Raw genomic sequence first — 15413 nt, 5'->3', positions numbered from 1 at the left:
CGGGGCTCGGCGTGATTCAGATGTCCATCCAGAGCAGCGATTTGCTCTCGTCATCCATGTCGTATTTGCGCACGAACTGCAACTTGCCTGAATCTTCGATACGGAATACAGAAAGGTTCGAATGTTCCTTGCGCAGCGTGCCGTGGTCATTGACCCACTGGGTCAGCTGGTTGGCCACGATCAGCAACTTGCCGGACGGATCCACCTGCATGGTGCGGGCTTCGATGCCGTGGCCGTCTACAATCTGGATGCGACGCGGTTCGCCGGTGCGGGGGTCGATAGCGAAGACTGCGATGTTGTTTTCACCCCCGTTGTTGACGCGCTTGCCGTCTCGCTCTGTAGCGGCGTCGGCGCGGTTGCTCACGTACAGGAAGCGCCCGTCTGGCGACACCTGGATCACGCCACCGCGCTGACGCGGAAATTCCATGTTGTCGAGACTTTTCAGTGTGTCCTTCACATAACTGGGGCGTTCTGCCAGCCGGCCATCGGCGTCGCGTGAATACATGTAGAGCTTGTTGCCCCTTTCCATCGCCATGTAGACCCAAGGCTGGCTGGGGTGGTAAGCGAGGTGGCGAGGGCCGATGCCCGGGTCGATCGCCTGGCTGGAGACCTTGTGCAGCAAGCCGTCTGCGTCTAGCGAGAAGGTATTGATGCTGCCCGGCTGATCCGGCACTTGCTTGACAGCATCGTTGCCGCGGGCGAGTGCTATCACGTATTGATCGTCGGGCGTGAAGGTCACCTGGTGGGTGAAAATGCCTGCCTGAGGAACCTGGCCCTGAGCCACGGCGTTCCCGACGCCGCCATCGGCGCCGATCGGGTGGACGCTGAGGGTCGCTGACTGGTTGTAAGCCACGATGGCAAACCGATCGCCGCGATCAAGCCCCAGATTGATGGGGCGTTCTGGAAGGTTCACATTCTCTCCGACCTGTACCAGGCGGCCGGAGGCGGTGTCGATGTGATAAGCCTGGAGCACATGGGTATCACCCTTGGCGCCTAGGGTGCCGTTGCCAGCGTTGCTGGAAACTACGTACAACATGCTGCCTGTCGAGTTTTTCACCGCGAACTGCAAGTTTGCCGGGGCAAGCGTTTCGCCTAGCGGGTGCAGTTCTGCCGCGTCGGGATCCACTCGATAGGCGAGAATGCGCTCACCAAGGCTCGCATAGAGCAACTCTGGTGCTTTGGGGGCGGAGTCAGCCAGAGTCGCGGTTGGCAGGGCTGCTGCCAGCAGCAGGGAAATCATGTTTTTTTTCATGGGCGTCAGCTTTCCTGATTGTGCAGTGCCAGCCTGAGGATGGCTGCTGTAATTGTATTTGAGTATGCACAAAAGCAATAATGAAAGGTGTCTCAGTTTCTTGCAAGCGGGTCGCGGGCGATCTGGAAGCGGCCAACCAATTGCATCAGCTGCGCTGCGAGTGCACTCAGTTCGCTGCTCGCAGCGCTGGTTTGCCGGGCACCGGTGGCGCTCTGGATCGAGTGGTCGCGGATGCTGACCAACGCTCGGTCAATTTCGCGAGCGACTTGTGCCTGTTGCTCCGCTGCAGTGGCGATTACCGTGTTGCGATCATGGATCTGATGGGTCGAGTGAGTGATCTCATCCAGTGCTGCGCCGGCCTTATGCGCCAGTTCCCGGGTGGTCCTGACCTTGTCGGTATTTCGCTCCATTCCAGCCAGTACCTGACCGGTGCCTTCGCGCATATCTGCAATCATCTGCTCGATTTCGAGGGTGGATTGCTGAGTTCGAGCTGCCAATGCCCGCACCTCGTCGGCAACCACCGCAAAGCCGCGGCCGGCTTCGCCGGCGCGGGCAGCTTCGATGGCTGCATTCAACGCGAGCAGGTTGGTCTGGTCGGCGATGGCGCGGATCACATCCAGCACACTGCCTATTTCCTGGGATTGCGTCTCCAGTACCTGCACGGCCGTTGCTGTTTCTGCTGCCTCTTGGCTCAGCTCGGCAATGGCTGTCAGGGTCATCTCGACACGTTCCCTGCCATGATCGGCAGAACGGCTGGACTGGCTCGACGCTTCGGAAGTGGATACCGCATTACGGGCTACATCTTCGACAGCAGTGGTCATTTCATTCACTGCGGTGGCTGCTTGTTCGACCTCCTCGTTCTGTCGACGCAAGCCCTCGCTGGATGCTTCGGTAACGGCGTTGAGTTCTTCGGCGGCGGCGGCCAGCTGCGAGCTCGAATCGGCGATGCGTGCTACCGTTTCTCGCAGTTGCCCCTGCATCTGGCTGATGGCGAGTTCGAGTTCGGTCACTTCGTCCGCGCCGCTGATCTGCTGTGCATGGCGCAAGTCACCTGCTGCCACGCGCTGGGCCGCCTGGATCGCGCTGCGAAGGGGGGCAACGATGCTATGGGTCAGCAGCCACGCCAGGGCGATGGTTGCCACAGCCGCCACTGCAACCATCGTCAGCACGATGGTGCGAGAACTGCTGAAGCCTTCGGCAGAGCGTGCGCCGGCCTGCTCGATTTCATGGCTGTACACATTGCCCAAGGCATCAAGCTGCTCACTGGTTCGGTCGACAATGCCCTTCATGCCCGTCAGTGTCAGCTCCTTGAGGGCCGCCTGCTCACCGTTTCGGCTAAAGGCAAAACTCTGGGTCATGAAGTTGCGGTACGTGTCGAAACCTTTGGCGAATTGCTCGTATAGCTGACGTTCAATCGGCGTGTTGAGCTGGTCGCGCAGTTTATGCAAGTCGGCATCGAGTTGGCGCTCTCGCTCTCGATACTGAGTCACGAAATCTTCGGCGTGCTCAGGTGATGCATCCAGTGCCAGGCGCAGGCCAACCGTGCGGATACGCAACATGTCCTCACGCAGATTGCTGACCAGCTGAAGATTGGGCACCCAGCGCTGTTCGGTCTGGATCTGCCGATCACGCATCTGGCCCATCTTGGACAAAGAAAACAGACCGACGAAGGCCACGAGTACAGCGATCAAGGCGAAACCGAAGCCTGCTCGGGGGGCGATTTTAAGTCGACGCAGAAACATCTCTACTGCCTTATTGGTGATAGGGGGAGCGGTAGCTGAATGCGAGGTGATGGAGCTTTTCTGGGCTCCTTCTGTCGCAGATGTGAAGGGGTTTTGGGTTATTCGCGCTCAAAAGTGCAACGTAATGTGTCACATTGCCACTCTCAAGTCTTGGGGATACGGGCTGTGAAAGTGTAATGGACTGTATTTATGTGATCTAAAGATCAATAATGAGTTTGTTTTGGATGGCCGGCCCGGACTTTTGAGGGCTATGACGAGGACTCAAGCCGTGCTCTATGACCTTATCAGCCTTGATCTTTTCATCACGGTCGCGCAGGAGCGTAACCTCACCCGCGCCAGTCGCATCAAGCACATGGCGGTCTCAGCCATCAGCAAGCGCATCACCGAGCTAGAGGCGCAGATCGGCTCGCCGTTGCTGGTGCGCAACGCCAGGGGCGTGGAGCTGACGCCAGCAGGCCAGTCGCTGTTGTTTCATGCCCGCCAGATCAAGCAAACGATGGCTCAGTTGGACATCGAACTGAGCGGGTACGCCAGTGGTGTAAAAGGGCACATCCACTTGCATGCCATCACTTCGGCCCTGTCCCAGTTCCTGCCGCAGGATCTGGCGAGCTTTTCCCGGGTCTATCCCGCGATAAAATTCGACATCGAGGAGCGCGTCGGCTCAGCGGTGGTGCGTGCAGTCGCCGATGGGCGGGCCGAGCTCGGGATCATCGCCGAGCAAACCCCGACCCAAGGCTTGGAAACCTACCCGTACCGGCATGACGAATTGACGTTGGCAGTGCCCGTTGGGCATGCGTTGGCAGATCGCGAGCGGGTGACCTTCAACGAGGTACTGGCTCATGAATTGATCGGGCCTCACCTGGGCAGCTCAATGCATACCTTGCTGACCGCCGAGGCTGCCAAGCTCGATATGACGCTGCAGCTGCGTATCCGCGTCAGCAGCTTCGACTGCATGTGCAGGATGGCGTCGAACGGGCTGGGCATAGCCGTGCTTCCACGCAGCGTGATCAGTCAGTACCTGCGCAGCCACAAACTCAAGGCGGTAACACTCGACGAGCCGTGGGCCAAGCGAACGCTGCTGCTGGTGGTGAAAAAATATGACGCAGCCTCCGCCACACTGAAAACCTTCATCGATCATTTGCGGCTGGCCCAATAGGCCTGATGCCAGTCAGTTCAGACTGCCGGGGCTGCTGCGCAGCCCATCGCAGGCAAGCCAGCCCCACAGAGAGCACATCAGGGCTGAGAGGTGTTGGCCACAAGGTATGCAGCGCCTGTGAGATCGAGCGCCGCCCGCGCGGCGCATCGCGAGCAAGCTCGCTCCTACATCTGTTTCGGGCCAATCAATCCTGTGGGATTAGCGCGCGAACGCTTTGGCGCATGGCTCGATATCGCGTCGAACGAACAAGGCGGTCGCGCGAGCATGGCACAGGCGTTACTGGCCCGAAACAAATGAGCGAGCTTGCTCGCGATGCGCCGCGCGGGCGGCGCTCGATCTCACAGGCGCTGAAGATGCCGTGGCGAGCACCTGGCAACCCTGATGCCATTGCAAGAAACCATAGAATCTCCCACACCGATTGCACTGAACTCAAGCCATGCGCCGTACCTGTGGGAGCTGGCTTGCCGGCGATGGGCCGCAACGTGGCCCCAAATTGCTTGACTGACTGGCATGACCATAGGCCTGCTTTTGAGCGTTCTCGATTGACGAACGCTGTCGTGGCGAATGACCAATTTTCAACCTGGCAGGCTGCTTTTAGTATCGGTTCATCGACAGGACTGATTGCAATGCCAGTGCTGTTAAAACGATAAGAAGCCGAGCGAACCGAGCATGACCGAGACTGCCCGCGACCTGATGAGTCACCTGGAAATCGACCAGGTGCGATTTGCCTACGTTGACCTGAAAAAGCTGCTGACCCCAAGCCAATTGCAGCGCTTGCCTTATTCGATCCGCATCCTGCTGGAGAACGTCGCCCGGTGTACGCCCGAGGCTCTCGAGCCCGTGCTCGCGCGCGCCATCGGCCAGGGCCCGGATTGCGAAGTGCCGTTCCAGCCCAACCGTTTGATGTTCCATGACACCACCTGCCTGCCTGCGCTGGCCGACTTTGCCGGGATGCGTGACGTGGTCGCCGAGCTGGGTGGCGATCCGGCTGCGATGAACCCACAAATTCCGGCGGTGCTGACCATCGACCACTCGGTAATCGTTGAACGTTACGCCGAGCCTGAGGCAGTCGAGCAGAATCTCGACATCGATTTTCGCCGTAACAGTGAACGTTATCGCTTCATCAAATGGGCGCAAAAAAGCCTGGATAACTTTGGCGTGATCCCGCCGGGTACCGGCATCATTCACCAGATGAACATGGAAGCCTTGGCCAAAGTGGTGTGGGAAAGCCGCACTGAGGATGGCGAACGCTTGCTGCACCCGGATGACATGGTTGCCACCGACAGCCATACGCCGATGATCAATGCCATTGGTGTCCTGGGCTGGGGCGTAGGCGGTCTGGAAGGGCAGGCTGCGATGGTTGGTGAGCCGGTACCGATCAACTTCCCGCAGGTCATTGGCTTCAGGGTCACCAACGCCTTGCGCCCTGGTGTCACGGCGACCGACCTGTCGCTGCATGTTGCCGAAATCCTGCGTAAACGCTCTGTAGTGGGCAAGTTCGTGGAATTCACAGGCCCTGGGCTGACTACCCTGAGTTGGGCAGCACGTGGCACGGTGTCCAACATGGCCCCGGAGTATGGCGCCACCGTAGTGTTCTTCCCATTCGATGACCAGACGTTGGACTACCTCAAGCTGACGGGTCGCTCGGAGGCGCTGTGCCTGCAGGCCGCCAGCTACATGCATGTTCAAAACCTGCATCGGCGTGACGAATTGCCTGAGCCCGAGTTCGACGAACTCATCGAACTCGACCTGGCAAGCATCGAACCGAGCGTCGCCGGGCCGTATCAACCACACCAGCGCCAGCCGTTGTCGCGTTCGGGCCCCTCGTTCAAGGACGAAGTACTTGGCGGCGGCAACCTGATTGCGGGGCCGAAGGCAGAACAATTCTTCGAACCCTCCTTCGGCCAGCCAATCAGCCACGGCGCGGTGGTGATCTCGGCGATCACCAGTTGCACCAATACCGCCAACCCGGCGCAGATGATCCAGGCCGGCCTGCTGGCGCGCAATGCCCGCCGGCTTGGGCTGCAGCGCAAACCCTGGGTCAAGACTTCGCTGTCGCCAGGCTCGCAAGTGGTCGCCGATTACCTCGCTGAAGCCGACTTGCTACAGGATTTTTCTGCGCTTGGCTTCGAGCTGGCAGGGTTCGGCTGCATGACTTGCATCGGTAACTCCGGCAAGCTCGAGGAACATGTCGAGACCTTCGCCGACCAGGGCCTGAAGGGCGTCGTGGTGTTGTCTGGCAACCGCAACTTCGAAGGTCGGGTGAACCCCAAGGTGCCGGCCGGCTACCTGGCTTCGCCGGCCCTGTGCGTGGCGTTCGCCATCACCGGCAACATCGACACCGACCTCACTCAGGATGCGCTCGGCTACGACGCGCAGGGCAATCCGGTATACCTGCACGACTTGATGCCTTCCGATGAGGAAGTAGCCGCGCTGGTAGCCCGTGTAGTCAAGCCAGAGTTCTTCCGCCAGCGCCTGGCCACAGTGTGGGACGGTACCCATCACTGGCAGACGCTGTCGGCCGAAGGCAGCCTGCAGTTCCCTTGGGACGCCCGTTCGACTTACCTGCGCCGCCCGCAGTACCTGGCCGACATCCAGGCCGAGCCCAAGGCCAGCCTGGCCATCCAGGGCGCGCGGCCGTTGATGGTGCTGGGCGACAACGTCACTACCGACCACATCTCACCCGCTGGCGCGATCCCGGCCAACAGCCAGGCCGGCGAATGGCTGCTTGAGCGGGGTGAAGACCCGCAGGACCTCAATCAGTACTCCACCCGGCGCAGCAATCATGAGGTCATGCTACGCGGTGCCTTCACCAACAAGTCGGTGAAGAACCGCCTGCTCGGTGAGGAGCAGCCTGGCCCTGGCGCCTGGGCCTGGAATGCCGACCGCAGTCAGCGCCAGCCGCTGTACGACGCCGCCAAGAGCTTCGCCGACACGCCCATGGTGATCTTCGCTGGCATCAACTACGGCGCAGGCTCCAGCCGCGACTGGGCGGCCAAGGCGCAAGCACTGCTTGGCGTGCGTGCGGTAGTAGCGCGCAGTATCGAGCGTATACACCGCAGCAACCTGATCGGGATGGGGGTATTGCCATTGTTGTTCGAAGCAGGGCAGGGCGTGGAAGACCTGCACCTCGATGGCAGTGAGCACTTCGACTTCATCGGGCTCGACGAACTGGGCGTGGGTGATAACCGTGTCGGCATGGTCGTTCACCGTGCCAGTGGCCAGCGCGACGAAATCCAGTTGATCGCCCGCATCGATTCGCTGCAGGAAATCCGTTATCTGAGCAATGGGGGGGTGCTGCCTTATGTTATTCGCAAGGTCGTCAAGCGTACCCGCCAATAAGGCGTAGAGACCCAGAGATCATCGGCGGTGGCCGTTATGCTTGCGTGGACGAAGGTCACCGAGCGCCTGTCACGCACCTCTAAACCGGAGAACAATCTATGTATGCCTATGTCGGTTCACGTACCACTCGCGAGCGCAATGCGCGGGGCGATGGCATCTCGGTCTACCGTGTGGACCAGCAGTTGGGCACCCTGGACCTGATCCAGGTACTGGGCGACCTGGTCAACCCGTCATTCCTGGCGCTCAATCGTGCCGGCGATCGGCTGTACGCCGTGCATGGTGACCGCAGTGAGGTGAGCGCCTTCAAGGTCAGTGCCCAGGATGGCACGTTGAGCTGGCTGAATACCCAGAACTGTGAAGGGCGCAACCCGGTGCATCTGGCGCTGGACCCTAGTGAACGGCACCTTGTCGTATCCAATCACATCACCGGCACGCTGGCCGTACTCCACGTTCACACCGACGGCAGCCTGGGTGAGGTCAGCCAGTTGGTACAACTGGAGGGGCCGGTCGGACCGCACCGGGTCGAGCAGCCCTTCGCCAAGCCCCACTTCAACCTGTTCGACGCCTCGGGCCAGTTTGTGCTGGTACCTGACAAAGGCCTGGACCGGATATTCAGCTTCCGTTTTGCCGACGGCAAGTTGCGGCCCGCTGAGCAACCATTCGTAGCTTGTCGTGAGGGCGCAGGGCCCCGGCACATCGCGCTGCACCCTTGTGCGCCATTGGCTTTCGCCGTCAATGAGCTCGATTCGACCGTGACCAGTTATCGCTTCGATGCCGCAAGCGGTGCGCTGCAACCGCTGCAGGTGTTGTCGTCGTTACCCTCTACGTACACCGGCAATAGTCGGGCGGCAGAGATCGAAGTCGACCGAACTGGTCGTTTTCTCTACGCATCCAACCGTGGCTACGACAGTATCGCGGTATTCGCCATCGATACCCACAGCGGTCTGCTGGAACTGCTGGATGTTACAGCGACTGGTGGTCGGACCCCTCGCTTCTTTGCCCTGACGCCCGACCAGCGCTTTGTCTTCGTCCTTAATGAAGACAGTGACAGCATCGTTGCATTGGCAGTTGACGCGCAGCACGGAAGATTGAGCAAGACTGGCTTTTCGGTTTCGACCGGTAGCCCGGTATGTATGGTTTTTTCCAGTTAAGGCACACGGCTCAGCGCAATGGCAACGAGGGCGTTCGATGCGCGGGATAGCGAGCAGCGCCGCTTGAGCTTTTCTCTCCCTCCACCCGTAAGCAATGCGCTGGCACTGAATCAGTGCGGTGTAGGCTTGCGTCCAACCAAGCCCCAATGAAAATGGAGAATCCTTGTGTCCAGTACACTAACCTCAGAGGTTCTAGCCGAACTTGCTCCTGACGGCATCCTCAACGTGGCCATCAATCTCGGTAATCCGGTACTGGCCCAGAGCGGCCCCGATGGTGAACCCCAAGGCGTCTCTGTCGCCTTGGCCAAGGCCCTGGCAGAAGAGCTCGGTATCACTCCACGCATGCGTACTTATGACGCAGCTGGAAAGGTGTTTGCCGATCTGGAGCAGGGGGCCTGGAGTCTTGCCTTCCTCGCCATAGAACCCGTGCGCGAGGCGCAGATCGCGTTCAGCGATCCCTACGTGCTGATTGAAGGTACTTACCTGGTCAGGTCCGACGCGCCTTATCAGCACGTCGACCAACTGGATCAAGCCGGCCTGCGCGTGGCCGTCGGCCAGGGCGCCGCCTATGACCTCTACCTGAGTCGCACGTTGCAGCAGGCAGAACTTGTGCGCGCGGACACTTCCGCAGCTGCCGTCGACCTGTTCCTCGAGCAAGGCCTGGACGCTGCGGCCGGGGTTCGCCAGCCTTTGCAGAGAGTAGCCCTCTCAGATGCGCGCTATCGCGTGCTTGACGGATCCTTTACTTCGATCCGCCAGGCCATGGCTGTGCCTCGTAAACACCATCATGCCGCCGCCTATGTTCGGGATTTTGTCGAACGACAGTTGCGCTCAGGGTTCGTTCGCGGCGCGCTTTTGGCTACCGGCCAGACCGACGTGAGTGCCTCGCGCTGACAGCTGCCTGACTACGGTTTGAGTCGACACGGCCGTATAAGGTCAATGCTGCTATTCATAACCATAATAATCGACAAGCGATTCCAACAAATCGCTTGTCGATTAAATATATTTGTTTGTCAAGACTTATAGGGTAAAAAACGATTTATTTTATCTCATGTCGATTGACGAGGAGTGTGGACGGTATTAGCTTATTAAAAAAGCAATAAGTAAATATCGCACAGCGATACGAGGTGTAAATTGTACGATCCGCTCGTTGATTCCACCCCTGGCCGTTCCCAGCCGCATACTCCTTCTTATTGGGTAGATACGGCCGGTGCTGCACCTCCGGATGACGGTCCTGTTCAGGGCAACCACGAAGTTGATGTGGCGATCATCGGTGGCGGATACACGGGTCTTAGCAGCGCCTATCACTTGGCTCGTGAGCACGGCATCAAGGCAGTAGTCCTGGAGGCAAACCAGACGGCGTGGGGTTGCAGTGGCCGCAATGGCAGCTTTGCTCGAATCTCGGGTGGTCGAGTTCCGCTGGCAACGCTCGTTGAGAAATACGGGCGCGATACTGCCAGGGCTTTTTTTGCTGAAATGCAGCAGGCCTTGCAGACAACGCGGGACCTGATCGATATCGGTGAAATCGACTGCGACAAGCAGCCCGACGGTGTGTTCAAGGTGGCAATCAAGCCAGAGCACGTTGCCGGTCTCAAGCGTGAAGTCGAGATGTACAACGGCTTGCTCAATTACCCGGCGCGATTTGTCGATGCCGCAGGAGTGCAGCAGGTGCATGCTGGGGCAGAGTCCTATGGGGCGCTGAACCTGCCAGACGGCTTTTGCATGCATCCGCTAAAGCTCGCCTGGGGCATCCAGCGTTTAGCCCGTGAAGCAGGTGCGAAAGTTCACCCAGGTAGCCCTGTTACCGAATGGACCAGCGCCGCTGGCGGTCATCGCTTGGTAACGCCCGGCGGGGTAGTTACTGCACGCAGAGTAATTGTCGCCACTAACGGCTACACCTCGCGCAAATTGAACCCTGTTCTCACCGGCCGCATTCTGCCGGTGCATTCGCAAATCATCGTGACCCGTCCGCTCACCGCGGAAGAAAAGGTGAATAGCTTGCCGGGCGGTGACTGCATGTTCGATACCCGCAATCTGCTCTTCTACTACCGTCGCCTTCCCGATGATCGAATCCTGTTCGGTGGACGCAGCGCCGTGAACGGGCGTGACGCGGAGAACCCTGTCCATCGTCAGCGACTGCTGGATGCCTTGTGCCGCAAGTTCCCGGTGCTGAAAGGCGTTCAGCTTGATTACAACTGGGGTGGCTGGGTAGCGGTAACCAACAATTCGTTGCCGCATTGCTACCAAGTCTCCGGTATGCAGAACGTTTACACCGGGGGTGGGTACGCGGGTAGTGGAGTTTCTTTCTCGATACAGACCGGAAAGCGACTGGCTCAAATGCTCGCGGGTGATGCACGGCCCACACCAGTGCCGTTCCTGCACGAAGCGCCGAAACCTTTCCCGCTGCAATCGTTCCTGCGTGTAGGGCAGCGAATGGCATACGCCTGGTATCGCTTCAAAGACGCTGAATAGGGCGTCCGTGCAAGCTGGATAAATCGAATAGCTTGCTTCAAGCCTCGATACACCTACAAGAGTGTAAGGACGGCAGGACGAACAGGGAGTTCTACGTTTCGCATCAACTGTCTAACTAAAATAATGCAGGAGTTGAAAATGAAGCGAATCCAATTGCGCGTGCGTGCGCTGACAGTGGTAGTGGGCCTTATCGGGGTCCATGCCCAGGCAGCGGAAACAGTCACTTTTGCTGGCTGGGGCGGCGCCTTACAAGATGCTGAGCGTAAAGCTTATTTTGAGTTGGCAGCTAAGCATCAAGGTCTGACCGTTAAAGAAGACACCATGGATGGCCTGGCTGCAGTGCGGGCCCAGGTGATGTCTGGCAAGCCAAAGTGGGACGTTGTCGAGTTGGCCTCCAACGACTGTGTGATGGCTGAGGCCCAAGGCTTGACCGAGCCGCTGGATTACTCGGTCATCAACAAAGATGGCGTGGCCGAAAATCTATACGGTAAGAACTGGATTGCCAGTAACGCTTACTCCACGGTACTGGCATGGACCACCGAAGCAGACGCCGCAAAACCCCGTAATTGGACTGACTTCTTCAACCCCGAGGTGAAGGGCCCGCGCGCCCTCTATCGTCAGCCTTACACCACCCTGGAGATTGCCCTGATTGCCGATGGCGTGGCGCCAAAGGATCTGTATCCGCTGGACGTTGATCGGGCATTCAAAGTGCTTCAGCGCATTAAGCCGCAGGTCTCGAACTGGTGGAGCAGCGGCAGTGATTCGGCCCAATTGCTGCGTAGCCGTGAAGTGGATTTCCTGGCTATCTGGGCATCGCGTGCCGACGAGCTGAAGGCTTCCGGTGCGAAGGTCGATTACACCTACGATAAAGCGCTCCTCGATTATGACTGTGTCGTGGTGCCCAAGGGCGCACCAAACAAGGCCCAGGCGATGAAGCTGATCGCCCAGATCATGTCGCCAGAAAGCCAGGCGCACCTTGTTACCCTGATTCCGAATCCTCCAATCAATACCAAGGCGTACGATACCGGGATCATCCCTGCGGACTTGGCTGCGCGCTTGCCTACTTCTCCGGCCAACATCGACAAGGTCGCTTTCTTCGATCCTCGCTGGTGGCAGAGCCGCCAGGCAGAGTTGCAGCAGCGTTTCGATTTGTTCATCCAGAACTGATCGGCGGGAGGAAGTCATGCGCAAGTTGATTTGTAGCACCCTCTCCAGTGCGGTGTTGGCGAGCATCATCCCTGCCGTACAGGCTGAGACACTCGTTTTTGCCGGATGGGGTGGGGCTCTACAGGATGTTGAGCGGAAAGCTTACCTGGAGCCAGCAGCGCGCGATCTGGGTATCAGCATTCGCGAGGACAATATGTCCGGGCTATCTGCTGTCCGTGCACAGGTCATGTCTGGCAAGCCGAAGTGGGACCTCGTCGAGCTGGGCAGTACCGAATGCGCCCAGGCGGAGCAGGAGGGGCTATCGGAGCCACTGGATTACGCGGTTATCGACAAGACCCACGTCAATCCGGCAGTTGTAGGCAAAAACTGGGTCGCCAGTCACTCCTACGCTACGGTCGTAGCTTGGGCCAAGGATACCGGGCATCCAGTGGCAAATAACTGGCAGCAGTTCTTCGACCCAAATGTGAAAGGCGCACGTGCGCTCTATCGTCAGCCCTGGCTGACCATGGAAGCGGCCTTGTTAGGGGATGGGGTACCAGCGAAAGACCTTTATCCGTTGGATGTGGACCGTGCCTTCAAAGTCTTGGAGCGTATCAAGCCACAGGTGGCCAACTGGTGGAGCGCCGGCGCCGATTCCGCACAGCTTCTGCGCAGTCGTGAAGTCGACTTCCTCGCCATCTGGAACGGCCGTGTGGCTGACGTCAAAGGTCAGGATAACCAGGTTGACTACAGCTTCGACGGGGCCATCCTCAATCATGACTGTTTGATCGTCCCCAAGGGGGCCGCGAATAAAGCGCTGGCGATGAAAGTCATTGGTCAGATACTCAAGCCTGAAAACCAGGCGCACCTGGCTACGCTAATCCCCTATGCCCCGGTCAACAGTGAGGCTTATGCCACCGGAATCATAAGCGCGGAGCAAGCTCGGCAGCTGCCGACTTCTCCAGAGAATATCGACAAAGTGGTCATGATCGATCCGCAATGGTGGCTGAAAAATCAGACCGCTTTGCAGCAACGTTTCGATCTGTTTATCACACAGTAGGGTGATGGGCGTCGAATGGCGCCCTTTCATAAAAACAAGTTTTGCGCCTTACGGCATCGAGTCCGAGCATGTCAGATACCAAGCTTTCGACCTCCATCGATATCGAGAATGTCACCAAGACCTACGGCAGCTTCACGGCTTTGGATAACGTGTCCTTGAACATCCGCAGCGGGGAGTTTCTCTCCTTGCTGGGATCGTCTGGATCCGGGAAAACGACGTTACTCATGGCCTTGGCCGGCTTCGTCCGTCCAAATGCGGGCAGCGTGCGCTTTGGCGGTCGCGAGATGGTGTTCGAACCGCCACACAAGCGTGATCTGGGCATGATGTTCCAGAACTACGCACTGTTCCCCCACATGAACGTTTTTCAGAACGTCGCCTACCCGCTGAAGTTGCGGGGTTATGACCGAGCGGAAATACGTCGTCGAGTGGGTGATGCTCTGGCGATGGTAGAGCTGGATAAACTGGTGGACCGCCGCATTGACGAGATGTCCGGCGGGCAGCGTCAGCGAATCGCGCTGGCCCGGGCGATCGTTTTCGAGCCAAAGATTTTGCTGATGGATGAACCGCTGTCGGCCCTTGATAAGCGACTGCGTGAAACCATGCAGCTTGAAATCCGTCGTCTGCATGCGCGGTTAGGCATGACTGTGGTTTACGTTACTCACGATCAGCGTGAGGCGTTGACCATGTCCGACCGCATCGCGGTAATGAGCCAAGGGCGTATTCAGCAGGTAGATACCCCGGAAAATCTGTACGAGCGACCAGCCAATCGGTTTATTGCTGAATTCGTCGGTGAGTCCTCATTCCTGCCTGTGTCGATGCGTGATGGCAAAGCTTGGTTCCGCGACCAGCCGCTCAGCGCGGTGTTCAGTGCGGGCAAGCTGGGTAATCCAAATGTGGTGCTTCGTCCCGAAAAGCTTCAGTTTGTTAGCGATGATGCCGAAGGGCTGAACCTGTTCCGCGGCAAGGTTCAGGAAATCATTTATCAAGGTGAAAGTCAGCTGCTGCAAATTGACTTGGGGGAGGGCGCACAAGTATCGATTCGCCGGCCTAGCCGCAGTTCCTCTGATGGTATCCCCTCGCGAGGCGATGCTGTAGTGCTGGGACTCCATCCCCAGGACAGCTTGATTGTAGGGGAGTCTGTATGACATCCCTACAGCTCGACTCAACGCTGCACGTCAGCGCGTTGCGTAGAGCGACGCAGCGGCATGCGTGGCTGCTGCTCTCGCCCATGGTCCCCGCGCTGCTCCTGGTGCTGGTGACGTTTGTGATTCCGATTGGTTGGCTGTTCGGGCTTTCTTTATTCGATGCTGACGGACATCTGACCGCTGAGAACTACACACGCTTGCTGCAACCCATCTACGTGTTGGCATTTACGCAGACCTTCAAAGTCAGTTTGATAGTCACAGTTGCTTGCGTATTGATTGGTTACCCATACGCCTATTTTATGGTGCACGGTCCGCGTCGTCTGGCAGGTCTTGCCATGGCGCTGCTTTTGATTTCCCTTTGGACGTCCTTGCTTGTCAGGACCTATGCCTGGCTGGTGCTTCTGCAGCGCCGTGGAGTGATCAACGATATTCTGATGTCCCTGGGCATTGTTGATACACCACTGCCGCTGGTGCATAACCTTACCGGTACTGTGATCGGCATGACGCACATCATGTTGCCCTACATGATTCTGCCTCTCTACGCCGCAATGAAAAGCATCAATCCGATTTATATCCAGGCCGCGTCGACATTTGGCGCGTCGCCAAGCCGTGCGTTTCGTGATGTGTTCTTGCCACTGTCATTGCCGGGCCTGGCCGCGGGGGCGACCCTGGTGTTCGTCCTCAGCTTGGGCTTCTACGTCACACCGGCACTGCTGGGCGGTGGCAAGGTGCAAATGCTGTCCATGCGCATCGAAAGCGATGTATCGATGTACGCGAACTGGGGGGCAGCATCGTCGCTAGGTGTGGTGTTGCTCGTGGCAACACTGTTGATCCTGTTCCTGGTCAAGAAGATTGCCGGCATGGGCCGGCGCAGCGAGTGAAACCATGAATCGATCTTTCTCACAGCTGAGTGGGCAGGTAGCGCGACGCGCTTGGCTATACATCCT

General features: G+C 58.5%; 11 protein-coding genes and 1 pseudogene. 9 read left to right on the top strand and 3 right to left on the bottom strand.

Annotated features, from left to right (window positions below; genetic code table 11):
• Positions 1 to 16: 16 nt before the first annotated feature.
• The 3 genes and pseudogenes from ACIQUI_RS24660 to ACIQUI_RS24650 form a co-directional block, all read right to left on the bottom strand.
• Positions 17 to 1252, bottom strand: coding sequence for a lactonase family protein (locus tag ACIQUI_RS24660; protein ID WP_403203269.1), 1236 nt, complete (start codon positions 1250 to 1252; stop codon positions 17 to 19).
• A 92-nt stretch (positions 1253 to 1344) separates the two neighbouring features.
• A complete protein-coding gene (locus tag ACIQUI_RS24655; RefSeq protein ID WP_403203289.1) occupies positions 1345 to 2232 on the bottom strand; it encodes a methyl-accepting chemotaxis protein in 888 nt (295 codons plus the stop codon).
• Positions 2224 to 2994: pseudogene (locus ACIQUI_RS24650) on the bottom strand (MCP four helix bundle domain-containing protein); the annotation flags it as partial. The gene ACIQUI_RS24655 and the pseudogene ACIQUI_RS24650, both read right to left, overlap by 9 nt.
• Before the next feature lie 250 nt (positions 2995 to 3244).
• Between ACIQUI_RS24650 and ACIQUI_RS24645 the strand changes: the two are divergent.
• The 9 genes from ACIQUI_RS24645 (at position 3245) to ACIQUI_RS24605 (ending at position 15347) form a co-directional block, all read left to right on the top strand.
• Positions 3245 to 4150 carry a LysR family transcriptional regulator gene (locus ACIQUI_RS24645; RefSeq protein WP_403203288.1) on the top strand — a complete coding sequence of 302 codons (906 nt, stop codon included), beginning with the start codon at positions 3245 to 3247 and terminating at the stop codon, positions 4148 to 4150.
• A 669-nt stretch (positions 4151 to 4819) separates the two neighbouring features.
• Positions 4820 to 7492, top strand: coding sequence for an aconitate hydratase AcnA (acnA, locus tag ACIQUI_RS24640; RefSeq protein WP_403203268.1), 2673 nt, complete (start codon positions 4820 to 4822; stop codon positions 7490 to 7492).
• A 98-nt stretch (positions 7493 to 7590) separates the two neighbouring features.
• Positions 7591 to 8643 (top strand): lactonase family protein, encoded by a 1053-nt coding sequence (locus ACIQUI_RS24635; protein ID WP_403203267.1) that lies wholly within the window; start codon positions 7591 to 7593, stop codon positions 8641 to 8643.
• 165 nt (positions 8644 to 8808) lie between these two features.
• The gene (locus ACIQUI_RS24630) at positions 8809 to 9537 is read left to right on the top strand and encodes a transporter substrate-binding domain-containing protein (protein WP_403203266.1); all 729 of its coding nucleotides are present in this window, start codon (positions 8809 to 8811) and stop codon (positions 9535 to 9537) included.
• Positions 9538 to 9777: 240 nt separating this feature from the next.
• Positions 9778 to 11115, top strand: a complete 1338-nt coding sequence (locus ACIQUI_RS24625; protein ID WP_403203265.1) for an NAD(P)/FAD-dependent oxidoreductase — start codon at positions 9778 to 9780, stop codon at positions 11113 to 11115.
• 138 nt (positions 11116 to 11253) lie between these two features.
• Entirely contained in the window at positions 11254 to 12282 is a 1029-nt protein-coding gene (locus ACIQUI_RS24620; RefSeq protein ID WP_403203264.1) for an ABC transporter substrate-binding protein, read from the top strand.
• 16 nt (positions 12283 to 12298) lie between these two features.
• Positions 12299 to 13321 (top strand): ABC transporter substrate-binding protein, encoded by a 1023-nt coding sequence (locus ACIQUI_RS24615; RefSeq protein WP_403203263.1) that lies wholly within the window; start codon positions 12299 to 12301, stop codon positions 13319 to 13321.
• Between the two features lie 68 nt (positions 13322 to 13389).
• On the top strand, positions 13390 to 14466 hold the full coding sequence (locus tag ACIQUI_RS24610) for an ABC transporter ATP-binding protein (protein ID WP_403203262.1): 1077 nt from the start codon (positions 13390 to 13392) through the stop codon (positions 14464 to 14466).
• Positions 14463 to 15347 carry an ABC transporter permease gene (locus ACIQUI_RS24605; RefSeq protein WP_403203261.1) on the top strand — a complete coding sequence of 295 codons (885 nt, stop codon included), beginning with the start codon at positions 14463 to 14465 and terminating at the stop codon, positions 15345 to 15347. Before ACIQUI_RS24610 ends, ACIQUI_RS24605 begins: the two co-directional genes overlap by 4 nt.
• The last annotated feature ends 66 nt before the right edge of the window (positions 15348 to 15413 follow it).

Source organism: Pseudomonas sp. NPDC090592, from assembly GCF_044769185.1.
In the GTDB taxonomy this organism is placed as follows: Bacteria; Pseudomonadota; Gammaproteobacteria; order Pseudomonadales; family Pseudomonadaceae; genus Aquipseudomonas.
Note: the sequence above shows the minus strand (reverse complement) of the source record. Positions and strands in the feature narration are given on the sequence as shown.